The sequence below is a fragment of the Mesorhizobium sp. P2_E6 genome, from assembly GCF_056403835.1.
Genome location: NZ_JBFUEQ010000010.1, coordinates 146,903 through 171,251 on the forward strand (window position 1 = coordinate 146,903; position 24,349 = coordinate 171,251).

The following is a 24,349-nucleotide window of genomic DNA, read 5'->3' on the forward strand; positions in this document are numbered from 1 at the left end:
GCGGGATGGGTCCTCCAGCCCGTCAATTGCCGTCGTCGGGTATGTTGAGGAGATGACCGCAGGACTTGCAGTGGACGGCGTCGGGCTCGTGCCGCTGCAGCCCGCACTGCGGACAGGGAAAGAATACCTTGTGGGGACGGAACAGCGCCTGCGCCAACCTCACGAACAGCGAAATGCCGATGATCATGGTGGCGATCGCGGTCAGCTTGCCGGCCATGCCCGGCAGGACGATGTCGCCGAAGCCTGTCGTGGTCACTGTAGCGACAGTGAAATAAAGGGCATCGATATAGTTTTCGAGCCCCGTCCCGGTGCGGAAGAAGAACGTGTAGACGAAGCCGGTGATGACGAACAGGAAGGTCAAGAGGTTGATGACCGCCTGGCTCGCCTCGCGCCAGGGCCGCAGTCCGCGCATCTCGAAATGCCGCCACAGCGACCCGCTGCGCGACAGAGACCACAACCGCAGAATGCGCAGGAAGCCGAGATTGGCGAGCGCCGTCGGCATCAGCAGCGTCAAGAGGATGAAGCCATCGACCCACGATGTCGGCTGCTTCATCAGCCGAAACATGTCGTTGGACGCCAGCAGGCGGGCGGCCATGTCGGCAGCAACCAGCGCGGCCACCGCATAGTCGAGCCAGAGGAATGACGGCTTGTCCTGAAGAACCGGCGTCGCGATGAAGAAGGCAATGATAGCGAGGTCGATGACGACAGCCACCACCTGGAAGCGGAAAGCCGCCGGGGTGCGTCCGTGATAGAGCCTGCGCAGCCTGTCGCGCAGCTGCGCGATTGTTGAGCTGTCTTCCGCCGCTTTCATGACGATCGCGCCGGCGTTCGCGACAACTGCCGCCCGGCAGGCTGCCGGAGGCCCGCAAGAGCGGGCGTCATACCAATTCCACTTCGACCACGCCGGGCACGGCGCGCATCGCCGAGGCGATCTGCGGCGAGATCCGGTAGCGATTGGGCAGCTCGATCTCGATTTCCCCCTCGCCATCTTCCTTGATCAACACGAAGCTGACCTGGCCTTCGCCCCTCACTGAAAGCTGGCCGGCCAGCGTGCCGATCGGCGCCGCATTGCGTACGAAAATGCGCAACGCCTTCTGGATGCGGCTTGCCTCGTCCTCCAGCGATTGCACCGAGTTGATGCGCAAATTGACGCCTTCCGGCCTGTCCTCGGCCGCAACGGTGATGACGACGGAGCGGCCGGGCTCGAGCAGGTCGCGATACTGCGCCAGTCCTTCGGAAAACAGCACGGCCTCATACTGGCCGGACGTATCGGAAAAGGCGACGACGCCCATCTTGTTGCCGGTGCGCGTCTTGCGCTCCTGCTTGGAGGTGACCGTGCCGGCCAGCCGTCCGGCGGCCGCCCCGCGCTTGACGGCCGCCGAAAACTCGGCCCAGTTTTGCACCCGCATCTTCTGCAAGGCCGCCTTGTACTCATCGAGCGGATGGGCGGAGAGATAGAAGCCGACCACCTGGAATTCGCGGTGCAACCGATCGGCCGCAAGCCATGGATCGGTCGCCGGCAGATTGAGCGCCTGCGACTGGGCGCCGAGCGAGGCGCCGAAGATATCGTGCTGGCCGGAGACCGCGTTCTGCTGCGCTAGGGATGCCAGCCCCATCATGCGCTCGACGCCCGCCATCATCGCAGCGCGGTCGTGGCCGAAGCAATCCAGCGCGCCGGCCATGATCAGGCTTTCGAAGACGCGCTTGCCGACAATCTTGGGATCGACCCTTTCGCAGAAATCGGCGAGGTTCTTGAATGGCTTTTCGCCGCGCTGGGCAACGATATGCTCGACCGCCGCGTCGCCGACACCTTTCAGCGCGGCCAGCGAATAATAGATACGGTTCTCGCCGACCTCGAAAGCGCGGAAGCTTGATATCACCGACGGAGCCAATACCTCGATGCCAAGGCGCAGCGCGTCCTGGCGGAAATCGGCCAGCTTGTCGGTGTTGCCCATATCGAGCGTCATCGATGCCGCGAGGAACTCGACCGGATAGTGCGCCTTGAGATAGGCGGTCTGGTACGAAACCACCGCGTAGGCGGCGGCGTGCGATTTGTTGAAACCATAGTCGGCGAACTTGGCCAGCAGGTCGAAAATGAAGTCGGCTTGCGGCTTGCCGACGCCGCGTTCGACCGCGCCCGAGACGAAGCGCTCGCGCTGCTTGTCCATCTCGGCGCGGATCTTCTTGCCCATGGCGCGGCGCAGCAGATCGGCTTCGCCGAGCGAATAGCCGGCAAGCTCCTGCGCGATCTGCATCACCTGTTCCTGGTAGACGATGACGCCTTGGGTCTCCTTCACCAGGTGGTCGATCTTGGGATGAATCGACGCCATCTCCTCTTCGCCATGCTTTCTGGCGTTGTAGGTCGGGATGTTCTCCATCGGTCCCGGCCGGTACAGCGCGACCAGGGCTATGATGTCCTCGATGCAGTCGGGCCGCATGCCGATCAGCGCCTTGCGCATGCCGGCACTTTCCACCTGGAACACGCCGACCACCTCGCCGCGCGACAGCATGGCATAGGTCTCGGGATCGTCGAGCGGGATCGTCGCCAGGTCGATCTCGATGCCGCGCCGGCGGATCAGCTTGACCGCCGTTTCGAGCACCGTCAGCGTCTTGAGGCCGAGGAAGTCGAACTTCACCAGCCCGGCCTGCTCGACATATTTCATGTTGAACTGGGTGACAGGCATGTCCGAGCGCGGATCGCGGTACATCGGCACCAGTTCCGACAGCGGCCGGTCGCCGATGACGATGCCGGCGGCGTGCGTCGAGGCGTGGCGGTAGAGGCCCTCCAGCTTCTGCGCCATGTCGAGCAGCGTCTGGACGATCGGCTCCCGCTCGGCCTCTTCGGCAAAGCGCGGCTCGTTGGCGATGGCGTCGGCGAGCTTGACCGGATTGGCCGGGTTCTGCGGCACCATCTTGGAAAGCTTGTCGACCTGGCCGTAGGGCATCTGCAGCACGCGCCCGACGTCGCGCAGCACGGCGCGCGCCTGCAGCGTACCGAAGGTGATGATCTGGCCGACCTGGTCGCGACCGTATTTCTGCTGGACATAGCGGATCACCTCCTCGCGGCGATCCTGGCAGAAGTCGATGTCGAAGTCGGGCATCGATACGCGGTCGGGGTTGAGGAAGCGCTCGAACAGCAGGGAGAAGCGCAGGGGATCGATGTCGGTGATGGTCGTCGAATAGGCGACCAGCGACCCGGCTCCCGATCCGCGGCCCGGCCCGACCGGGATGCCTTGCGCCTTGGCCCACTTGATGAAGTCGGCAACGATCAGGAAGTAACCCGGGAACTTCATCTTGGTAATGATGCCAAGCTCGAAATTCAACCGCTCGCGATATTGTTCGACCGTGTAGCCTGGTGTCGGCCCGTGTGCGGCCAGCCTCGCGTCGAGCCCGTCATGCGCCTGGCGGGCCAGTTCGTCGGCTTCCGCCTGCACGGCTGCGTCATTGTCGGCGACATCGCCGCCCGTGAAGCGCGGCAGGATCGGGTTGCGGTTCTTCGGATAGTAGGAACAGCGCAACGCGATCTCGACCGTGTTGTCGATCGCCTCCGGCAGGTCGGCGAACAGCCTGGCCATGTCGGCCTGGCTGCGCAGGAAATTGTCTGGCGACAGCCGCCGGCGATTGTCGGCGGCGACGACCGAGCCCTCGGCGATGGCGATCAGCGCGTCATGCGCGTCATAGTCGTCGCGCGCCGAGAAGAACGCCTCGTTGGTGGCCACCAGTGGCAATTCATGGGCATAGGCGAGATCGATCGAGGATTTCTCGATCACGCGATCATAACCGGAAACCCGGTCCAGTTCGACATAGAGCCGGTCGCCGAACATCGTCTTCAGGGTCAGGAGCCGTGCCTCGGCAAGATCGCGGCGATCTTCCTTGAGCGCAAAACCGACCGGGCCGCGCGGCCCGCCGCTGAGGCAGATCAGCCCGTCGCAATAGCCCTCCATCATTTCCGTGGTCAGGTGCACCGCCTCACCCGGCGGCGTTTCCAAATAGACGCGGCTGACCAACCTCACCAGATTGGCGTAGCCGGCCTCAGTCGCCGCGATCAGGACGACCGGCCGCATATCCGGACCTTGCCTTCTGCGGTCGCGCTGGCCATCGCTGTTCTCGCCGGAAAAGGCGACCGCGATCTGGCAGCCGATGATCGGCTGGATCCCGTCCTTCACCGCCTTCTGCGCGAATTCGAGCGCGCCGAACAGATTGTTGGTGTCGGTGACGGCAATCGCCGGGGCCTCGTCCTTGACCGCATGGGCCACCACCTTGCCGATCTGCAAGGCGCCTTCCAGCAGCGAATAGGCCGAATGCACGCGCAGATGGACGAACGGCCGCGCAGGCGCCTCCGGCCGCGCAGCCGCTATCGCGGCTTCGCGCATCAGGGGATCACGGGGAAGTCTGTCATCTGCCATGGTTTATCGCGCTGCCCGAAGGACTTGAGTCGATGGAGATGTATTGTCCGGGACCGGGCGATACCAGTCCAGGCACAAACCGCCGCTGACCACAGGCTTGCAGCGGCCTGCCCGGCTCGCCTTAAAGTTTCCAAACAATCTCAGGCAAATTCCATGATCACTGCGTCGACCGCCAGGCTGTCGCCTTGCTTGGCGTTGAGTTTCGCAACGACAAGATCGCGTTCGGCGCGCAGCACGTTTTCCATCTTCATCGCTTCGACGACGGCCAGCGTCTCGCCGGCCTTGACCTCCTGGCCTTCGGCAACGGCGATCGACACGACAAGGCCGGGCATCGGGCAAAGCAGCAGTTTCGACGTATCCGGCGCCACCTTCTCCGGCATCAGCCTTTCCAGTTCGGCGATGCGTGGCAACATGGTCCTCGCGGTCACCGACATGCCTTTCCAGGCGATGCGCAAGCCATTGGCAACCGGCCTGATCTGAGCGACGATCTTGTGCGTGCCGACCGTGCCGCGCCAGATCAGGTCGCCCGGACACCAGTCGGAGGCAACGGTCAGCGCCTTGCCGCCCTCGATCGACAGATCGATTTCCATTGGAATGGAGATCATGCCTTCGAGGATGGACGCCGACAGATAATCTTCACCGATCTTCACCACCCAGTCGCGCTTCAGCGCCCCCGAATGCGGCGCCAGGCGCCCGCCGAGCCGGTCGAGCCGGTCGCGGCGCAGCAGTTCCACCGCGGTCGCAATCGACGCCAGCACCGCTTTCTCATCGTTGTTCGGCACGATTGGCGCAAAGCCGTCGGGATATTCATCGGCGATGAAACCGGTCGATATCAGCCCTTCCCGCCAGCGCGGATGCTGCATCAGGGCGGCGAGGAACGGAATGTTGTGCTCGATGCCGTCGACGACAAAGCTGTCGAGCGCTTCCGACATGGCATCGATGGCCTGGATGCGCGTCGGTGCCCAAGTGCACAGCTTGGCGAGCATCGGGTCGTAAAACATCGAGATCTCGGAGCCTTCGGTGACGCCGGTGTCGTTGCGGATGACGACATCGCCGAATTGTCCTTCCTCCGGCGGCCGGTAGCGCGTCAGCCGGCCGATCGAGGGCAGGAAATTGCGGTACGGGTCCTCGGCATAGAGCCGGCTTTCCACCGCCCAGCCGCTCAGCTGGATATCGCTTTGCTTCAAGGCCAGCTCTTCGCCGGCGGCGACGCGGATCATCTGCTCGACCAGATCGATGCCGGTGACGAGCTCCGTCACCGGGTGCTCGACCTGCAAACGTGTATTCATTTCAAGGAAATAGAAGTTCTTGTCCTTGTCGACGATGAACTCCACCGTGCCGGCGCTCTGATAGTCGACGGCCCTGGCCAGCGCTACCGACTGCTCGCCCATGGCCTTGCGTGTCTTGGCGTCGAGGAACGGCGATGGCGCCTCTTCGGCGACCTTCTGGTTGCGGCGCTGGATCGAGCATTCGCGCTCGCCGAGATAGAGCGCGTTGCCATGGGCGTCGGCCAGCACCTGGATTTCGATATGCCGCGGATCGACGACGAATTTCTCGATGAAGACGCGGTCGTCGCCGAACGAGCTCTTGGCTTCCGAGCGCGCGCGGTCGAACCCGTCGCGCACCTCCGACTGGCTCCAGGCGATTCGCATGCCCTTGCCGCCGCCGCCGGCCGAGGCCTTGATCATCACGGGATAGCCGATCTCGCCGGCGATCTTTTCGGCATGGTCGGCATTCTCGATGACACCGAGCCAGCCGGGCACGGTGGAAACCTTGGCGGCGTTGGCGAATTTCTTCGATTCGATCTTGTCGCCCATCGCCTTGATCGCCTTGGGCTTCGGGCCGATGAAGATGATGCCTTCCGCTTCCAGCGCCTCGCAGAACGCCGCCCGCTCGGACAGGAAGCCGTAACCGGGATGCACGGCCTGCGCGCCCGTCTCCTTGCAGGCGGCGATGATCTTCTCCGGTACGAGGTAGCTCTGCGCGGCCGGCGAAGGCCCGATATGCACCGCCTCATCGGCCATCTCGACATGCACGGCATCACGATCGGCATCGGAATAGACCGCGACGGTGGCGATGCCCATCTTGCGCGCCGTCCTGATCACACGGCAGGCAATCTCGCCGCGGTTGGCGATGAGGATCTTGGTGAACATGCGAAATATCCCTCGGGTCGGCCGTTCCTTTTATGGCCTGTGTCGGTGCGGTCAAGCCGGCCGGGTCAATCGCGGTCTTTCAATCGATTTGGGATAAAATTCTCCGCACTGGCCCAAGCCTGGAACCAGCTTCCAGTTGATCGCATCATTAAAACCTGAAAGCTTGGGCAAAAATCGCCTATGGAGGAATTGCCTGATGAAAACGCGCGCCGCTGTCGCTGTCGCCGCCGGAAAGCCGCTGGAGATCATGGAGGTCGACCTCGATGGCCCGCGCGACGGCGAGGTGCTGGTTGAGATCAAGGCGACCGGCATCTGCCACACCGACGAGTTCACGCTGTCGGGCGCCGATCCCGAAGGGCTTTTTCCGGCCATCCTCGGCCATGAGGGCGCCGGCGTCGTCGTCGATGTCGGCAAGGGCGTCACTTCGGTCAAGAAGGGCGACCACGTCATCCCGCTCTATACGCCCGAATGCCGCCAGTGCCCGTCCTGCCTGTCGCGCAAGACCAACCTCTGCACCGCCATCCGCGCCACGCAGGGGCAAGGCCTGATGCCCGATGGTTCGTCGCGCTTCTCGATCGGCAAGGACAAGATCTTTCACTATATGGGCTGCTCGACCTTCTCCAACTTCACCGTGCTGCCCGAGATCGCTGTCGCCAAGGTCAATCCCGACGCCCCCTTCGACAAGATCTGCTACATCGGCTGTGGTGTCACCACCGGCATCGGTGCGGTCATCAACACCGCCAAGGTTGAGCAAGGCGCGACTGCCGTCGTCTTCGGCCTCGGCGGCATCGGCCTCAACGTCATCCAGGGCCTGAAACTTGCCGGCGCCGACATGATCATCGGCGTTGATTTGAACAACGACAAAAAGGCCTGGGGCGAGAAGTTCGGCATGACGCATTTCGTCAATCCGAAGGAAATCGATGGTGACATCGTCCCTCACCTCGTCAACATGACCAAGCGTGGCGCCGACCAGATCGGTGGCGCCGACTACACCTTCGACTGCACCGGCAACACCAAGGTGATGCGCCAGGCGCTGGAAGCCTCGCATCGCGGCTGGGGCAAGTCGGTCGTCATCGGCGTCGCCGGTGCCGGCCAGGAAATCTCGACCCGGCCGTTCCAGCTGGTCACCGGCCGCACCTGGATGGGCACCGCCTTCGGCGGCGCGCGCGGCCGCACCGACGTGCCGAAGATCGTCGACTGGTACATGGAAAAGAAAATCCAGATCGACCCGATGATCACCCACTTGCTGAAGCTCGAGGACATCAACAAGGGGTTCGACCTCATGCATGAGGGCAAGTCGATCCGAAGCGTCGTCGTTTACTGAAGAAGACCACAAGCCGCCGACCAACCGGCCTGCGACCTTTGTGGTTCACAACTGGGAGGAGAAAAGAATGCCGGAAAAACTGCATCCGAAAATCGACAATGGCTTGCCCAAGGAGAGTGCAAGCTTTGCCGGCGGCACGCTGGTTTGCGCCTGCACCAGCAAGCCGGTCAAGGTGAAGGTCAAGGGCCAGATCGCCCACAACCATGCTTGTGGTTGCACCAAATGCTGGAAGCCGGAGGGCGCGCTGTTCTCGGTCGTTGCCGTGGCCGGCACCGCCGATGTGACCGTCACCGAGAACGGCGACAAGCTCAAAGTGGTCGATCCCAGTGCGCTGATCCAACGCCATGCCTGCACCGGCTGCGGCGTCCACATGCACGGGCCGGTCGAGCGCGACCACCCGTTCAAGGGCCTGTCGTTCATCCACCCCGAGCGCTTCCAGGAAGACGGCTGGTCGCCGCCGGGCTTCACTGCCTTCGTCTCGTCGATCATCGAATCCGGTGTCGACCCGAAGCGAATGGACGGCATCCGCGCGCAGCTGAGGTCAATCGGGCTGGAACCCTATGACTGCCTCAATCCCGGCCTGATGGATTATATGGCGACCTGGACTGCGAAGAAGTCCGGGGCCTTGCCGGCGTAACAACCGATCAGATTATCTCCATGGGGCCGGCCGAAATCGCCCGGCCCCATGTCTTTTGGAACAATAAATGCCTGCACCCGCCATCCTCGTCGACGCCGATGCCTGCCCAGTCAAGGCCGAGGTGGAAAAGGTCGCCGAGCGCCATGGCGTCGTCGTTACCTACGTCTCCAATGGTGGCCTGCGGCCATCGCGCGATCCGATGATCCGCAACGTCGTGGTGTCCAAGGGCGCCGACGCCGCCGATGACTGGATCGTCGATAATGCGCGGACCAACGACATCGTGATCACATCGGACATTCCGCTGGCTGCCCGCGCGGTGGCGCTCGGCGCCCATGTGCTCGGGCCCACCGGGCGCCCGTTCACACCCGAAACGATCGGCATGGCAGTGGCGATGCGCGATCTCAAGCAGCATCTGCGCGAGACCGGCGAAAGCAAGGGCTACAATGCCAGCTTCGCGCCGCAGGACCGTTCGCGGTTTCTCGGTGAACTTGACCGCATCTTGCGGCGGGCGCTCAAATCCGCCACACCGGACTGATCCGGGCGCTTTTCGAAAGCTGGGCCATGGTCACCGACACCTCGATCAATTCACCAATGCATCGGCACAAGCAATTCGTCGTGGCGGCCGGCACAGGGGCCGTCGCACTGGCGGCTGCGCTGCTGTTGCGCGCGCCACTCCCTTATTCGATCGGCACCAATGCGTTCTTCGCCGTCTATGTCATTTTGGTCGTCGCCCAGATGCCAAGGCTTACCGGTCGCTACCTCAGCAAGAACGCGCGCGCCACCGACCAGCCGGTGCTGGTTATCTTCGCTGTAACGCTGGTCGTGGTCGTCGTTGCCATTGTTTCACTGTTCCTGCTGATCAATCAGAAGGACAGGGGCCATCCTGTCGAGCTTGGCTTCGCGCTGTTGTCGATCCCGCTCGGCTGGTTCACCATGCATGCCATGGCAGCGCTCCACTATGCCCATGTCTACTGGATGGACGGCGATGCGGTCGACGCTGAGACCAAGAAGAAGATCCCTGTCGGCGGGCTGCTGTTCCCGGGCGACAAGCGGCCGGAAGGCTGGGATTTCCTCTACTTCTCGGCTGTCATTGGCATGACCGCGCAGACTGCCGACACCAACATCTCGACAACGCATATGCGTTGTGTCGTGCTCGTCCATTCGATCCTGTCGTTTTTCTTCAACACGGTCATCGTCGCCGCAGCCGTCAATCTCGCCGTCAGTCTGGGCAGCCCGTAATAATTCCGTGATCGGATGAAACATCGGTTTGGTTAGCGACGTATCAGGAGGACAATGAGCGTGCAGGTCACGCCGCGAGGCCGGGAGACGAGACAAGATGGAATCGGTTGCCAGAAGCCAACCCACCGCCGGAGCGGACCCTGCCGCGTCGAAGGATGAGACGCTGATCTATCGCCAGTCGCGCTGGACGCGGCTGACGCATTGGATCTGGGCCATCTCTCTGTTCTTCATGCTGCTTTCCGGCCTGCAGATCTTCAACGCCCGCCCGCAGCTCTACATCGGCAAGCAGTCGGGCTTCGACTACAACAACACCATCTTCGCCATTGGCGCCGAGAACACCAACGCTGGTGCACGTGGCTACACCGAAGTCTTCGGACATCGTTTCGACACGACGGGCGTGCTCGGCTGGTCGGGTCCGGCAGGCCAGGAAACGGCGCGCGGCTTCCCATCCTGGGCGACCATCCCGTCCTACTATGATCTGGGCACCGCTCGCGTCATCCATTTCTTCTTTGCCTGGATACTGACCACGACCTTGATTGTCTGGCTGGTCGCCAGCACCGTGAACGGCCATCTGCGCCGCGATCTCGCGCCGCGCCTCAACGATCTCAAGCGACTGCCGCAAGACATCGTCGACCACGCCAAGCTCAAATTTCACCACACGCGGGAATACAACACGCTGCAGAAGATGGCCTATGGCGGCGTGCTGTTCGTGCTGCTGCCGCTGATGATCATCACCGGCCTCGCGATGTCGCCCAGCATGGACTCGGTGCTGCCGTTCCTCAACGATCTGCTCGGTGGCCGGCAGACGGCGCGCACCATCCATTTCACCGTCATGGTGCTGCTGGTCGCTTTCTTCATCGTCCACATCCTGATGATCCTGGCTGCCGGCCCGATCAACGAACTGCGCTCGATCATCACCGGCTGGTACCGCACCGATCCTCCTGCACGCGACGACAATTCCACCGAGAGGAGTGCTTGACATGGCGAAGTTCGAGATCAGCCGCCGGAAATTCCTGACGGGCGCCAGCCTTGGCGCCTCCGGCATCATGCTGTCGGGCTGCGACGCCTTCGACAGCCAGCTGAGCATTGGCAGCGGCCTGCGCAGCTTCCTCGAAAACGCCAACGGCCTGACATACCGGGCGCAACGCCTGCTCGCCGGACGCGACGCGCTGGCGCCGGAGTTCACCGAGGCCGACATCCGCCAGCCGCAGCGGCCGAACGGCGTCACGGCTCCCGATGACGACGTCTACAAGGGCTTGCTCGCCAACAATTTCGCCGACTGGCGGCTGGAGGTTTCGGGCCTTGTCGAAAAGCCGCTGTCGCTCAGCCGCGAGCAGTTGATGAACATGCCGAGCCGCACCCAGATTACCCGTCATGACTGCGTCGAAGGCTGGAGCTGCATCGCCAAATGGACCGGCACGCCGCTGTCGCTGGTGCTCGACCAGGCAGTGGTCAAGCCGCAGGCGCGCTACGTCATGTTCCATTGCCTCGACACGATCGACCGCAGCCTGTCGGGCGACATCAAATATTACGGCACTATCGACCTGATCGATGCCCGCCACCCGCAGACGATCCTTGCCTATGGCCTGAACGGCAAGCCGCTGCCGGTCGAGAACGGTGCGCCGCTGCGGGCCCGCGTCGAGCGTCAGCTCGGCTACAAGATGCCGAAATATCTCTACAAGATCGAGCTGGTCGACGGCTTCGCCAATGTCGGCGGCGGCAGGGGCGGCTATTGGGAAGACAATGGCTACGACTGGTACGGTGGAATCTGATTCGCACACCGCAAAATAATGATCGGCCCGGGGGAGTAGCGAGCGCTGCCCGCCGGTTCAGGCAACCTTGTCGAGCAGCGGCTTAAGCGCCGGGTGAATCTCCGGTGACGCGTGCTTGATCAGCGTCAGCAGCGCACGTTCGTTCTCGTACAAAGGCCTGCCTACCCCGATGTGCTCGATCAGCCAGCCGGCTTCGCCGGCATCGATCGTCTCGGCGCGGCGGGCCAGGGCCTCGGCCGCCCTGTTCTTGGCTTCCCACTCGGCTTCGATGTCGCTGGGGGAGCGATAGGCCTCCATCATGCCGGCGAGGCCACCGGAGACCATGCGGCTGAAGAAACCGCCGATTTCCGGATCGGCGTGCTCGAGGAAGGCATCACGGCGCAGCGCCACATCGCGTGTCGGCGCCTCATAGCCGGCCGAGCACATGACGAAATTGGCGATCGCCTTGACGAACAGATCGTTCCAGGACGGATCGTTTTGTCCTTGAGCAGTGCGCTCGTTGATCTTGAACAGCACCTCGGCCTCTGCGCGGGTGATGGCGATGTTGCCTTCGCCGCCATGGGCGTGGAGGATCCGGCGCAGAAGCTCGACCTCCGCCTTGGCGATCAGTCCGGGAACCAACGCACCACCGAGCATCAACGGCCCCTTGCCGTCGATGACGGCGTGGGCGACCTGCTCCAGCGCATAGACGCAAAGCTGGCTCGGCGACGATCTTGCTTCTTCCAGCACATGGACCAGCAGCTCGAGTTCGGTTCGGCTGTCGACCATGCCGTCACGCGAGATCGTGCGGATCAGCCAGTCGGCATTGTCCTGCGAGATGTAGCCGGACGGCTTCTCCTGGTGGACGATGTAGTCGGTGACGGCCTCGACAAAGAACGGAGGCCATTCCTGGCACTTGTCCTTGGCCGTGGCGTCCAGCGCGAACAGCGCCTCGGCCTCGCCGCGCGTCACCACGCCGTCGCCGAACACTTCATGGCGCAACATGGCCACGTCTTCCCTGGTGATGCGGCTTTTCGAGGCCAGCCCCGCCACCGGCGCGCTCATGATCAATTCGCCCATTTGTCGTCCCCGTCCGCTGCCGGCAAGCGCCTGCCCAAAAGCCTCACCGCCGCCACGATATCAGCAGTGTCTTGAAAAACCGGCAAACGGCGTGGTTAGCGAAGACTTGTCAGCCAATGCATGTCACCCTGGGAAAACGACATGCATCAAAGACGTCGCTGACAGGTGACAATGTGTCGTCGACAGGCTATGGATGACGAGTCGAGGGCTCTTGCGAGTCCTACCTGTTTGCGGGAGAGAACAGCGAAAGCTGTCGCCGAAGGGGAAATCGCCCGAAATCTCTCAGGCAAAAGAACCGTAGACGGGAAAGACACTCTGGAAAGTCGGGGCTTGCCCCCGCGCCGAAGGTGTAAGCGCCGCTGACAGAGTTCCGGTTGCGCGAGTCTCTCAGGCTTCAGACAGAGGGGCACGGACTGGTCGCCATTCGCGACCGATTGCGTGCGACTCTGGAGATGACATGACGGGCGACGACACCAAACACCTTCCCCTCGAAGATATCCATGTGGCCGCTGGTGCGCGCTTTGGCGCCTTTGCCGGCTGGTCGATGCCGTTGACCTATCCGGCCGGCGTCATGAAGGAGCATCTTCACACCCGCGAGCATGCCGGCCTCTTCGACATCTCGCATATGAAGCTGTTCGAGGTCAGTGGGCCGGAGGCGGTTGCGCTGCTCAACCGCGCTTGTCCCCTGGATGCCGCCGCACTCGAAATCTCGCAGTCCAAACTGTCCTTCTTCCTCAATGAGTCAGGCGGCATCCTGGACGACCTGATCGTCACCAGGCTGGGCGATACCAGGTTCATGGTGGTCGCCAACGCCGGTAACGCCGTGGCCGACGAAAAGCATTTGCGTGCGCTTGCCGCGGATTTTGACGTCAAGGTCGAGCCGCTCGACCGTGTCTTCCTGGCCATCCAGGGCCCTGAAGCCTGGGCCGCCCTTTCCCGCGCCGGCATCGAGACCGGCTCGCTGCTGTTCATGCATGGTGTCGAACCGCGGCAGAACTGGTTCATGAGCCGCTCCGGCTATACCGGCGAGGACGGTTTCGAGATCGGCCTGCCGGAGGCCGATGCGCGCGACCTCGTCGCAAAATTGCTCGGCGATGAACGCGTACTGTGGATCGGCCTTGCCGCGCGCGACAGCCTGCGGCTGGAGGCCGGGCTCTGCCTGCACGGCCAGGACATCACGCCGGAGACCGACCCGGCCAGCGCCGGATTGATGTGGGCGATCCCGAAAGAAATCCGCGCTACCGGCGCTTTCATCGGCGCCGACGCCCTGCGCGCCGCCGTGGAGCGGGGACCGGCGCAAAAGCGGGTCGGGCTGAAGCCCGACGGGCGCCAGCCGGTGCGCGCCGGCGCCGCGCTGTTTGATGCCGACAGCAATCCTGCCGGCCATGTCACATCGGGCGGCTTCGGCCCCTCGGCCGGTCATCCGGTCGCCATGGGATATGTCGCAACGCCACTGGCAAAGCCCGGCACACGGGTTTTCGCCGATGTGCGCGGCACGAAGATCCCAGTCGATATCAGTTCCCTGCCCTTCACACCGCATCGCTACCGCAAAGGATAAATCCGATGGCAACAACCTATTTCACCGAAGATCACGAATGGCTCCGTGTCGAGGGCGGCATCGCCACCGTCGGCATCACCGACTACGCCCAGGAGCAGCTTGGCGATCTCGTCTTCGTCGAACTGCCCGAGACGGGAAAGAAGCTGGCCAAGGGCGATACGGCCGTGGTGGTCGAATCCGTCAAGGCGGCCTCCGACGTCTATGCGCCCGTCGACGGCGAGATCACCGAGGCCAACGGGACGCTGTCGTCGGACCCGTCGCTGGTGAATTCGGCGGCGACCGGCGCCGGCTGGCTGTGGAAGATGAAGCTCGCCGACGAAAGCCAACTCGCCGGCCTCATGGATGAGGCCGCCTATAAAGCCCATATCGGTTGACATCAGGACCTAGACACATGACCGCAGCACCCTACCCCTTCATGGCCCGCCACATCGGCCCGGGCGTCAACGACACCAGAGCAATGCTCGCCGTCATCGGCGTTCCCTCGATCGAGACGCTGATCAGCCAGGCCGTGCCGAGATCGATCCGCCTCGACCAGCCGCTCGCCTTGCCTGCTCCGGCCAGCGAAGCGGAGGCGCTCGCCGAACTGTCGGCGATCATGGCGAAAAATACGGTGCTGAAGAGCTTCATCGGCGCCGGCTACCACGGCGTCCATGTGCCGCCGGTCATCCAGCGCAACCTGTTCGAGAACCCAGCCTGGTACACGGCCTACACGCCCTACCAGGCGGAGATCAGCCAGGGCCGGCTCGAAATGCTGTTCAATTTTCAAACGCTGGTCGCCGAATTGACTGGCCTGCCGGTGGCGTCGGCCTCGCTGCTCGATGAAGCAACGGCGGTCGCCGAAGCGGTTGGCATCGCCTTGCGGCATCACCGCGACAAGCGCACCAAGGTGGCGCTAGCCGGTACGCCACATCCGCAGACGCTGGACGTGGTGCGCACCCGCGCCGAACCGCTCGGCATCGAGATCGACGGCGAGGCGATCGACGACAACACCGCCGCCCTGCTTGTCTCCTGGCCAGACACGTTCGGCGTCTATGGCGACCACAAGGCAGCGATCGACAAGGCGCGCGCCACCGGCGCACTGGTCGTGTTCATCGCCGACCCGCTCGGCCTGACGCTGACCGACGCGCCGGCAAAGCTCGGCGCCGACATCGCCGTCGGCCCAATGCAGCGTTTTGGCGTACCGATGGGCTTTGGCGGCCCGCACGCCGCCTATTGCGCCGTCGCCGACAGGCTGACGCGCTTGATGCCCGGCCGCCTGGTCGGCCAGTCGACCGACAGCAAGGGCCGGCCCGGATACCGGCTTGCCTTGCAGACACGCGAGCAGCATATCCGCCGCGACAAGGCGACCTCCAACATCTGCACCGCGCAGGCGCTGCTGGCCAACATGGCGACCGCCTATGCCATCTGGCACGGCCCCGCCGGGCTGCAGGCGATTGCCGGGCGCATCCACGCACTGGCCAACCGTCTGGCAGGCGGCCTCGAGGCGGCAGGCGTGTCGGTGATCGGCGCCAGCCGCTTCGACACGGTGACGGTGGAGACGAAGGGCAAAGCGGCGCAGATCGCCGCTGCGGCCGAAAAGACCGGCCGGCTGCTGCGCGTCATCGATGCCGACCATGTCGGCATCAGCTTCGACGAGACCTCGACCGATGCCGATCTCGACGCAATCGCGGCATTGTTCGGCGCCAAGGCTGGTCCCGCGGCCGACAGCACGGTGCCCGGCAAACCGCGCGGCAAGGAGTTTCTGACCCAGCCCGTGTTCCACGAGAACAAGTCGGAAACCGAGATGATGCGCTTCCTGCGCCGGCTGGCCGACAAGGATCTGGCGCTCGACCGCACCATGATCCCGCTGGGCTCCTGCACCATGAAGCTCAATGCCGCGGCCGAGATGATGCCGGTGAGTTGGCCAAGGGTCGCCAACCTGCATCCGTTCGCGCCGGCCAGCCATTCGGCCGGCTACCGCGCCATGGCCGGCGAACTGGAAGGCTGGCTGTCCGAAATCACCGGCTTCGACGCGGTCAGCCTGCAGCCCAATGCCGGCAGCCAGGGCGAGTATGCCGGATTGCTTGCCATCCGCGCCTATCACCGCTGGCGCGGCGAAGGCCATCGCACCATCTGCCTTATCCCATCGTCCGCGCATGGCACCAATCCTGCGAGCGCGGCGATGGCGGGCATGAGCGTCGTCGTCGTGCGCTGCCTGGAGGATGGCAATATCGACATGGACGATATGAGGGCCAAGGCCAATGAGCATTCCAAGAACCTCGCGGCGCTGATGTTCACCTATCCCTCGACGCATGGCGTGTATGAGGAAGGCGCGCGCCATCTCTGCGCCCTCATCCATGAGCATGGTGGACAGGTCTATTTCGACGGCGCCAATCTCAACGCGCTGGTCGGCCTCGCTCGCCCCGGCGACATCGGCGCCGATGTCTGCCACATGAACCTGCACAAGACCTTCTGCATTCCGCATGGCGGCGGCGGCCCAGGTGTCGGCCCGATCGGCGTAAGGGCGCACCTAGAACCCTATCTGCCGGGTCATGTCACCGAAGGCTCGGCGCATGCCGTGTCGGCCGCCCCCTTCGGCAGTGCTTCCATCCTGCCGATTACCTGGATGTACATCCGCATGATGGGCGCCTCCGGCCTGAAGCAGGCGACCGAGACGGCGATCGTTTCGGCAAACTACGTAGCGACGCGGCTCGCACCGCACTTCCCGCTCCTCTACAAGGGCAGGCACGATCGCATTGCCCATGAATGCATCCTGGACACACGCGTGCTCAAGGAGAACGCCGGCATCAGTGTCGACGATGTCGCCAAACGCCTGATCGACTATGGATTCCATGCGCCGACCATGTCGTTCCCGGTCGCCGGCACGCTGATGGTCGAGCCGACCGAGTCCGAGCCCAAGCGGGAACTCGACCGCTTCTGCGAGGCGATGATCGCCATCGCCGGAGAGGCAGCGAAAGTCGCCAAGGGCGAATGGCCTTTGGCCGACAATCCGCTGGTCAACGCACCGCACACCGCCGCCGAGGCGCTGGCCGGCCAGTGGACCCATCCCTATTCGCGTCTGGAGGCGGCGTATCCCGCCGGTGACGCCGACACGGCAGCAAAATACTGGCCGCCGGTGTCGCGCATCGACAATGTTGCAGGCGACCGCAACCTGGTCTGCTCCTGCCCGCCTTTGTCGGATTATCTGGGTGCGGCCGAGTAACTACGCTGAGCGCAAGGCCGGCTTGACCGGTTCGGCCTTGCTCATTCCTTTGCGGCTGATGACGCAATTTCGCCCGGCGCGCTTGGCGGCATAGAGCGCTATGTCGGCCTCGGCCAGCACCTCGTCGAGGCTGCGGCCATCGGCCTCGCCAAAGCCGATGCCGCCGCTGACCGTGCTGCGCAACGGGCCGAGCGGGGTGGCAACGATTTCGGTGCCGAAGGCAACGCCGATCTTGCTGGCGAGGTCGTAGGCCCTTTCCTCCGTCATCCGCGACATGACGACGGCAAATTCCTCGCCGCCCAGGCGAAAGGCGTCGACTCCGGTCCGGGCATATTTCTTGATGACGGCGGCGAAGCGGCACAGGACCTGGTCGCCGACCGGGTGACCGTAGACGTCGTTCGTCCGCTTGAAGTGGTCGAGGTCGAACATGACGACGGACATGAATGGACCGAAACTCCGCTCGCCATAGAGCGACATCAATCCCCGGCGGTTCATCAACCCGGTCAGCGGGTCGGTCATGGTCTCGGCCTTCAGTTCGATCTGCGCCTGCAGATGATGGAGGGAGAGCGTCAAGGCGCCGAGCCCGGTCATGCAGGCCACCGCCACGACGGAGTTCAGCCGTTCGGCCCAATTGTCGGGCGCGACCGCGAGCGCCCACTGCCCCTTGCCCAGCAAAACCATGCCACAAAGCGCAAACGACACCGCACAGGTGCCGCTCAGAAACGAAACCACCAGCAGGATCCGGCGATCATGGCTGCCGTTGATCCAGAACATGGCGCCGATCGCCGAGAGCAGCGCCGTTACCGTCGCGTAGGTGATGATAAAGCCGACACCGTCGAGGCCGATGGAGGTCACGGCCGCGCAAATAGTCATGGCGGCGAGCGTCGGTACAACGGCACGTCTGTGGCTGGGCACGCCGAGATACTGCATGGCCGATAGGCAGAGGATCAGGAACCCCAGGCTGAGCAGCGCAAGCACGATCTGGCAGAGCACCGGATCGGGCTCCTTGGTGTATCGCCAGAACAGGATCACATGCGCGACGAGCACCAGAATGCCGCACGCCACAGTCAGCACAAAGCGCGCCTTGGGCGCGGTGAACCAGATCGCAAACATGGTAGCGCTAAGGCATGTGCCCGACAGCGCGGCCGCGAGCAGGAGCGAACTGAAGTCCAACATGTTGGGCGAGGGCCTCTCGAGAGTCGGCGGTTGCACTGCATTCTAGGTCAGCGGCAGCCCTCGGATACGGGTTTTCAGCCGGTCTTCCGACGCAACCTGCGCATAGGGTTTACAAAGCGTCCATGCCCTGTGTCCCGAAACAGCACCCTGGAGCATGATGCCGAAAAGTGTGAGCGATTTTCGGACGACATCTTGCTCTATCCCTTTGATTTAGACGCGGATTCAGATTTCAGGTCGATTCGACCTGAAATCATCCGGCTCCAGGACGCGACGACCAGATCAACCCTTGTTCAAGAGCGCGAGATTGGCGTTGACGACCGTCGGATCGGCCATGCCGGCCCTCGCTTCGAGCAGCAGCGCCTTGGCCTTCTTGCGATTGCCACGCAACAGTTGCGAATACCCCATGTTGTTGACGATCTGCGGCTTGCGGCCGGCGACTTTCAGAAGCTGGTCGTAGGCTCGGTCGGCGAAGTCGAAGCGGCCAAGTTCGTCATAGGAAGCGGCGAGCCCCATCCAGGCTTCGGCATTGTCGGCCTTCAACTCGACGGCCTTGCGGAAGTGCTGTTCGGCGAGGCCGTAATTGGCGTCGCGAAACTGCGCCTTGCCTTGCGCCAGATCGGAAGTATCGATGTCCTTTGCCACCGGTTGGATGGCCGTGGTCTTGGTGGTGTCGACGCCACCCGTCGTACAACCAGACATCATTAATACGGCCGCCACCGCAGCCATTGCCGTGAAATTACTGTGACGCATGCCCCTGCCTCATCGCCCGATTTGCCGGGTCGTTCTTCAGGAAACACATTACAGGAAAGGCGATTAAACTTCGGTGCCGAAACACGCTCAAAATTAAGCTTTGGGCACACCAGCCATTAACCACCCGGTGCAGGTCAGAGGATCTTGACCGGGCCGCGTGCAAGACACGGCTTGGACTGGGTGTTCGAGGGACGCGCTTCCTAGCGCTCCGTCATCATTTTGACGATGATCGGGATGATGGCGATCATCAGCACCACCGGCAGGATGCACACCGTTACCGGCACCGACATCTTGGCCGGCAGGGCGTGCGCCTTTTCCTCGGCCAGCGACATGCGCTTGTGGCGCATTTCATCGGAAAAGACGCGCAGCGCGCCCGACAGGCTGGTGCCGAGTTCCTTCGACTGCTGTAGAAGCGTGGCGAAGGAACGCACCTCGTCCAGGCTGAGGCGGTCGGCAAGCGCCTTCAGCGCATCGTCGAGGCTGCGCCCTGCCCTCAGCTCCAGCGACACAAGCTGCAGGTTCTGGCTGAGCGCGGGATAGGTCTTGGCGAGTTCCTTCGAAACGCGCTCGATGCCGGCCTCCATGCTCATGCCGGCATCCGAGCAGACGATCATCAGGTCCATGAAATCGGGAAAGCCGTTGCGGTATTCGCGCCGCTTTTCCCGCACCTTCTGGCTCAGCACCAGCCCAGGCAGGAAGTAGCCGGCCGCTCCCGACAGGATGACGAACGTCCACCGGCTGGCCATCGTCGCGTCTGGACTGGCCATCCATTGGTTGAGCACAAAGACACCGATGGCCGTGCCGATCATCGCAATGAACCGGACGAGGAAAAACATGCCGACGGCGCGCGGCTCCATGTAGCCCGCCTGGATGAGCGTCATGCGCAGCCGGGCGACATTTTCCGGATCGCTCTTGGCATAGAATTCCTGCGCCCTCTTCACCGCCTTCTCGCGCACGATGCTGGTATTCTTCTTCGGCACCGGCTCGGGCTTCGCGGCCACCGGACCATGATCCGCCTTGAGCCGGCGCATGACGTCGTTGCGGTCGCCCTTCGCCGCCACCATCGGCCAGGCCACCGCGACGGCGCCCACGGCCAGCAACAGGATGGCCACGGGCATCAACGAGGTCGGCGCAAGCGAGGCGAGGAATTCGATGAAGCCTTGCATGTCAGAACCTGAAATTCGACATCTTGAACATCATCAGATTGCCCAGCATTAGCCAGGCGACAGAGCCGCCAATCAGGTACCAGGTCAGCGGCTCACCCCAGACGTTGCGGTAGAAGGCTGGCATCAGCGCCATGATGGCGGCAAACAGCAGTGCTGGTATCGCCGTCAGAATGTAGGCCGACATGCGGCCTTCGGTCGAAATGGCCCGCACCTTGCGGCGCAGCTTGCCACGCTCGCGGATCGTCAACGCCAGGCCGTCGAGGATCTCGCGCAGATTGCCGCCCGAACTGCTCTGGATCGAGACGGCGGTGACGAACAGCGGCAGGTCCTCATGGCCGACCCGGTCGAACAGCGAGTTCAAGGCCGAAACCAGGTCCGATCCATAGGTCACCTCGTCGGCGATGACGCCGAATTCACTGCCAATCGGGTCGGGCATCTCGCGCGCCACCATGGCGACCGCCACCGGCACCGGATGGCCGGCCTTCAGGCCGCGCGTGATCAGTTCCAGTGCCTCCGGCAGTTGCGTGCCGAACCGCTTCAGCCGGCGGCCGCGTTTGAAGCGCAGCGTCATCACCGGCAGGATCGGCACAAGCATGACAAACAGGACGAGCCCGAGCAGCGGCGGCAAGCCGTACCACATGGCGGCCAGAGCCGCGGCGAATGCCGCGCCGCATGTGGTCATCAGGAATTTCGGCAGCGGCATGACCATGCCAGACTGGGTTCGCAAGGCGCGGAACCGTTCCGGCGAGAACAGCGACGTACCCGCGTCAAGGCCGCGCTCCTTGCGCAGTTGCACAAGCACCTGCTCCTGGCTGATCTTGTTTTCCTGCAGTTTCATGCGCCGGTTGATGGCGGTGCGCTTGTCGCTGCGCCCGGCATAGAGCAGGTAGCAGGCCTCGGCGATCAGGATGCCGGTAAGTGCCGCCGTGGCATAGACGACATAGATCGCGCTGAGCCTGTCGAACACCTGACTACTCCTGCGGCCGGCCGGGTTCGAAGTATCGCCCGGGGAACTCGATGCCCATGGCGCGCAAATCCTCGAGAAAACGCGGCCGGATGCCGGTCGCCTCGTAATGGCCGAGGATCTTACCGTCGGCGTCCATGCCGGTGCGCACGAAGCGGAAGATCTCCTGCATCTGGATGACATCACCTTCCATGCCGGTCACCTCGGCGACGCTTGTCACCTTGCGCTTGCCGTCGGACAGGCGCGTCAGCTGCACGATAAGGTCGAGCGCGCTGGCGATCTGGCTGCGGATGGACTGCACCGTCATTGGCATGCCGGTCATGCCAAGCATCTGCTCCAGGCGCGAAATGGCGTCGCGCGGCGTGTTGGCATGGATGGTCGCCATCGATCCTTCGTGGCCGGTGTTCATCGCCTGCAGCATGTCGAAGGCCTCCTCACCGCGGCATTCGCCGAGGATGACGCGGTCGGGGCGCATGCGCAGCGCGTTCTTGACCAGATCGCGCTGCTTCAGTTCGCCATGGCCTTCGATGTTGGCGGGACGCGTCTCCATGCGCGCCACATGCGGCTGCTGCAGCTGGAGCTCGGCCGCGTCCTCGATGGTGATCAAACGCTCATCTTCCGGGATGAATGCCGACAGCGCGTTGAGCATGGTCGTCTTGCCGGTGCCGGTGCCGCCCGAAATGATCGTCGTCTTGCGGGCATGCACGGCCGCCGCCAGCACTTCGGCCATGTTCTGGGTGATGGCGCCGAATTCGACCAGCTTGTGCAGGCCGAGCTTGTTCTTGGAGAATTTGCGGATCGACACCAGCGGCCCGTCGACCGCAACCGGGCGGATGGCCGCATTGAAACGCGAGCCGTCCAGCATGCGTGCGTCGACCATCGGCTGTGATTCGTCGACGCGACGGCCGACCGCGGCGACGATCTTGTTGACGATGCGCAGCAGATGCGCCTCGTCCTTGAACGGAATATGGACCGGCTGCAGCTTGCCCTTCTTTTCGACAAAGCAGTTCTGGTGGCCGTTGATCAGGATGTCGTTGATGTCGGGATCCTTGAGCAACGGCTCCAGCGGACCGAGGCCGACCATCTCGTCGACGATGTCGTCGACCAGCGCGTCAAGCTCGACGGTGTTGATCGCCATCCGCTCTTGCTTGGTCTTTTCCGACACGAAATCAAATACTTGCCGGCGCATCTCATCCTTGGGCAAACGCTCCAGCGCGACTAGGTTGATCTCCTCGAGCAGCAGCCGGTGGATACGCACGCGCGCATCGAGCACCTTGTTGGCATTCTTTGCCGGTGCGGCTTCCGGCTTTGCCGTCAAAGCCTTTCGGTTGGTCGGAATGACGACGGCATGATGCGCGACCGGCACCGGCTCGGCGGCGCGCTGCGGACGCGCATCGCGGTTCTGCAGGGTGGAAAAGCGGCTGGTCATCCGGCCTTCCTCTTAAGCAATCCCCGGCCCATGCCAAACAGCGAGCGCGATTTCGCCCGGGGTTGGACTGCTTCCTCCGGCAGGATGATCTTCTTCAAATCGTTGACGACATTGGCGTTCGGGTCGATCTCGTGCAGCGGCACGCCCCGATCGACCGCCTCGCGCACCAGCCGGTAGTTGTTGGCAATGCCGCCAACGAAATGCTCGCCGAGGATTTCCTGGACGTCCGCCTGCTTGATGCCGTTGTCGAACATCTTCTGCTCGAAACGATTGACGATGACGTTCGGCTTCACTTCCTTGCCGGCGGTCTCGTAGACCGCCTGGATCAGACGCTGCGTGTGGCGCAGGCACGGCACCGTCATTTCGGCGACGATGTAGAGTTTGTTGGAACCGAGCAGCACCGTTTCCGTCCACGGAAACCAGGTGCGCGGCATGTCGATGACGACATTGTCGAAATAGGCCGAAACGAGGTCCAGCATGCGCACCACGACATCGGTCTTGAACGAGCGCATTTCCGCCGGATGCGTCGGCGCCGCCAGCACGCAAAGTCCGCTGGCATGCTTCGACAGCATCACGTCGAGCAGTTGCCGGTCGAGGCGTTCGGGCTGGTTCTCGATCTCGGTGATGTCGAAACGCGGCTCGAGGTCGAGATATTCGGCACAGGCGCCCTGCTGGAAATTGAGGTCGACCACGCAAGTCGACGCGCCGCGCGTCACCGAGTGATGCAACTGGAAGGCGGTCTGCAGTGCCAGCGTTGTGGTGCCGACGCCGCCCGCGGCCGGCATGAAGGTGTAGATCTGCGACTCGGTGTTTTCCTCGCGCCCGGGCCCTTGCAGCGCCCGCACCACGGAGCGCACCAGGTCGGCGGTGGTGATCGGCTTGACGAGGAAATCCGCGACCTTGAGCTGTACCAGGATGCGCACCGCGGCGGCATTGAACTCCTGGGTGACGACGACGACCGGCACCTTGTCCTCCAGCCGGCGCATGATGCGCTGCAGCGACTCGACCTCCTCCAGCCTTGCCGCATCCATGTCGACGATGATGGCGCCGAAATCGGCCTCCTGGATCTCGCCGCGCAGCTCCGCGACATTCTTTTCCACTGTCGACAGCTGGATGACCTCGGAGGCGGCGAATGCGGTCCGCGTGTCCTGCACAAAGGTCCTGTCGGTCGATACGAGCAGGATCTTCCTGGTCTTGATGCCGTTTGCCATTCTGTCAGCCTGTCCGGTCGCCGCCTGTTGGATCAGTTGCCTGTCGTGGATTGCGACGCTTTCGCGCCGGCCGCCTGATCGGGAGTGATGGCCACCACGTCGCCGCGCTGGGCTGGAACGAGAAGCTTTGTGTTCTGGACACCGTATTTCCAGGGATCGACCATCTGCATGACGGTGTCGGCGGCTTGCGCGTTGCCAGCGGCCGGCGTCACCCCTTCGGTGCGCACATAGTCGTCGCTGGTGCAGCCGGCAGCGAAGCCGGCCAGCAGCAAGGCGATGCTCGATCTCAAGACCAGACGCATG

General features: G+C 63.4%; 20 protein-coding genes and 1 riboswitch. Of the genes, 9 read left to right on the plus strand and 11 right to left on the minus strand.

Annotated elements, in window-relative coordinates; translation table 11 throughout:
• Positions 1-22: 22 nt before the first annotated feature.
• From AC1D08_RS24325 to AC1D08_RS24335, 3 genes are all read right to left on the minus strand, one after another.
• Entirely contained in the window at positions 23-811 is a 789-nt protein-coding gene (locus AC1D08_RS24325; protein WP_457153416.1) for a potassium channel family protein, read from the minus strand.
• Between the two features lie 67 nt (positions 812-878).
• On the minus strand, positions 879-4,373 hold the full coding sequence (gene dnaE, locus AC1D08_RS24330; RefSeq protein ID WP_477424284.1) for a DNA polymerase III subunit alpha: 3,495 nt from the start codon (positions 4,371-4,373) through the stop codon (positions 879-881).
• A 173-nt stretch (positions 4,374-4,546) separates the two neighbouring features.
• Complete coding sequence (locus tag AC1D08_RS24335) at positions 4,547-6,559, minus strand: acetyl-CoA carboxylase biotin carboxylase subunit (protein ID WP_457151453.1); 2,013 nt, start codon at positions 6,557-6,559, stop codon at positions 4,547-4,549.
• A gap of 196 nt (positions 6,560-6,755) precedes the next feature.
• Between AC1D08_RS24335 and AC1D08_RS24340 the strand changes: the two genes are divergently transcribed.
• The 6 genes from AC1D08_RS24340 to AC1D08_RS24365 all read left to right on the plus strand — a co-directional run bounded on the left by AC1D08_RS24340 (position 6,756) and on the right by AC1D08_RS24365 (position 11,531).
• Complete coding sequence (locus AC1D08_RS24340; RefSeq protein WP_477424246.1) at positions 6,756-7,883, plus strand: S-(hydroxymethyl)glutathione dehydrogenase/class III alcohol dehydrogenase; 1,128 nt, start codon at positions 6,756-6,758, stop codon at positions 7,881-7,883.
• A gap of 67 nt (positions 7,884-7,950) precedes the next feature.
• On the plus strand, positions 7,951-8,520 hold the full coding sequence (gene gfa / locus AC1D08_RS24345) for an S-(hydroxymethyl)glutathione synthase (protein WP_457151451.1): 570 nt from the start codon (positions 7,951-7,953) through the stop codon (positions 8,518-8,520).
• Between the two features lie 67 nt (positions 8,521-8,587).
• Positions 8,588-9,055 carry a YaiI/YqxD family protein gene (locus AC1D08_RS24350; RefSeq protein ID WP_095087903.1) on the plus strand — a complete coding sequence of 156 codons (468 nt, stop codon included), beginning with the start codon at positions 8,588-8,590 and terminating at the stop codon, positions 9,053-9,055.
• Between the two features lie 26 nt (positions 9,056-9,081).
• Positions 9,082-9,759, plus strand: a complete 678-nt coding sequence (locus tag AC1D08_RS24355; protein WP_095087901.1) for a DUF1345 domain-containing protein — start codon at positions 9,082-9,084, stop codon at positions 9,757-9,759.
• A gap of 97 nt (positions 9,760-9,856) precedes the next feature.
• Positions 9,857-10,738 (plus strand): cytochrome b/b6 domain-containing protein, encoded by an 882-nt coding sequence (locus AC1D08_RS24360; RefSeq protein ID WP_457151450.1) that lies wholly within the window; start codon positions 9,857-9,859, stop codon positions 10,736-10,738.
• 1 nt (position 10,739) lies between these two features.
• Positions 10,740-11,531: a molybdopterin-binding protein gene (locus AC1D08_RS24365; RefSeq protein WP_095087897.1), complete on the plus strand. Its 792-nt coding sequence runs from the start codon at positions 10,740-10,742 to the stop codon at positions 11,529-11,531.
• 57 nt (positions 11,532-11,588) lie between these two features.
• Here AC1D08_RS24365 and AC1D08_RS24370 read toward each other — a convergent pair whose 3' ends face one another.
• Positions 11,589-12,590: a hypothetical protein gene (locus tag AC1D08_RS24370; RefSeq protein WP_477424247.1), complete on the minus strand. Its 1,002-nt coding sequence runs from the start codon at positions 12,588-12,590 to the stop codon at positions 11,589-11,591.
• A 221-nt stretch (positions 12,591-12,811) separates the two neighbouring features.
• Positions 12,812-12,898: riboswitch (glycine riboswitch) on the plus strand.
• A gap of 149 nt (positions 12,899-13,047) precedes the next feature.
• Between AC1D08_RS24370 and gcvT the strand changes: the two genes are divergently transcribed.
• From gcvT to gcvP, 3 genes are read left to right on the plus strand one after another with little or no spacing between them, the layout of a single operon-like run.
• Positions 13,048-14,148: a glycine cleavage system aminomethyltransferase GcvT gene (gene gcvT / locus AC1D08_RS24375; RefSeq protein WP_457151448.1), complete on the plus strand. Its 1,101-nt coding sequence runs from the start codon at positions 13,048-13,050 to the stop codon at positions 14,146-14,148.
• A 5-nt stretch (positions 14,149-14,153) separates the two neighbouring features.
• The gene (gene gcvH / locus AC1D08_RS24380) at positions 14,154-14,522 is read left to right on the plus strand and encodes a glycine cleavage system protein GcvH (RefSeq protein WP_095088133.1); all 369 of its coding nucleotides are present in this window, start codon (positions 14,154-14,156) and stop codon (positions 14,520-14,522) included.
• Positions 14,523-14,539: 17 nt separating this feature from the next.
• Positions 14,540-17,350, plus strand: coding sequence for an aminomethyl-transferring glycine dehydrogenase (gene gcvP, locus AC1D08_RS24385; RefSeq protein WP_477424249.1), 2,811 nt, complete (start codon positions 14,540-14,542; stop codon positions 17,348-17,350).
• On the opposite strand, the gene AC1D08_RS24390 is transcribed toward gcvP, so the two are convergent.
• The 7 genes from AC1D08_RS24390 to AC1D08_RS24420 all read right to left on the minus strand — a co-directional run bounded on the left by AC1D08_RS24390 (position 17,351) and on the right by AC1D08_RS24420 (position 24,348).
• Positions 17,351-18,526 carry a GGDEF domain-containing protein gene (locus AC1D08_RS24390; RefSeq protein WP_477424251.1) on the minus strand — a complete coding sequence of 392 codons (1,176 nt, stop codon included), beginning with the start codon at positions 18,524-18,526 and terminating at the stop codon, positions 17,351-17,353.
• Between the two features lie 279 nt (positions 18,527-18,805).
• The gene (locus tag AC1D08_RS24395) at positions 18,806-19,276 is read right to left on the minus strand and encodes a tetratricopeptide repeat protein (RefSeq protein ID WP_457151445.1); all 471 of its coding nucleotides are present in this window, start codon (positions 19,274-19,276) and stop codon (positions 18,806-18,808) included.
• Positions 19,277-19,476: 200 nt separating this feature from the next.
• On the minus strand, positions 19,477-20,442 hold the full coding sequence (locus AC1D08_RS24400; protein WP_457151444.1) for a type II secretion system F family protein: 966 nt from the start codon (positions 20,440-20,442) through the stop codon (positions 19,477-19,479).
• 1 nt (position 20,443) lies between these two features.
• Complete coding sequence (locus AC1D08_RS24405) at positions 20,444-21,409, minus strand: type II secretion system F family protein (protein ID WP_457151443.1); 966 nt, start codon at positions 21,407-21,409, stop codon at positions 20,444-20,446.
• A gap of 4 nt (positions 21,410-21,413) precedes the next feature.
• Positions 21,414-22,835: a CpaF family protein gene (locus tag AC1D08_RS24410; protein ID WP_477227357.1), complete on the minus strand. Its 1,422-nt coding sequence runs from the start codon at positions 22,833-22,835 to the stop codon at positions 21,414-21,416.
• Positions 22,832-24,046: a CpaE/TadZ family protein gene (locus AC1D08_RS24415; protein WP_457151890.1), complete on the minus strand. Its 1,215-nt coding sequence runs from the start codon at positions 24,044-24,046 to the stop codon at positions 22,832-22,834. The genes AC1D08_RS24410 and AC1D08_RS24415 overlap by 4 nt, the downstream gene beginning before the upstream one ends.
• 32 nt (positions 24,047-24,078) lie before the next feature.
• Positions 24,079-24,348 (minus strand): hypothetical protein, encoded by a 270-nt coding sequence (locus tag AC1D08_RS24420; protein WP_457151891.1) that lies wholly within the window; start codon positions 24,346-24,348, stop codon positions 24,079-24,081.
• Position 24,349: the final 1 nt, after the last annotated feature.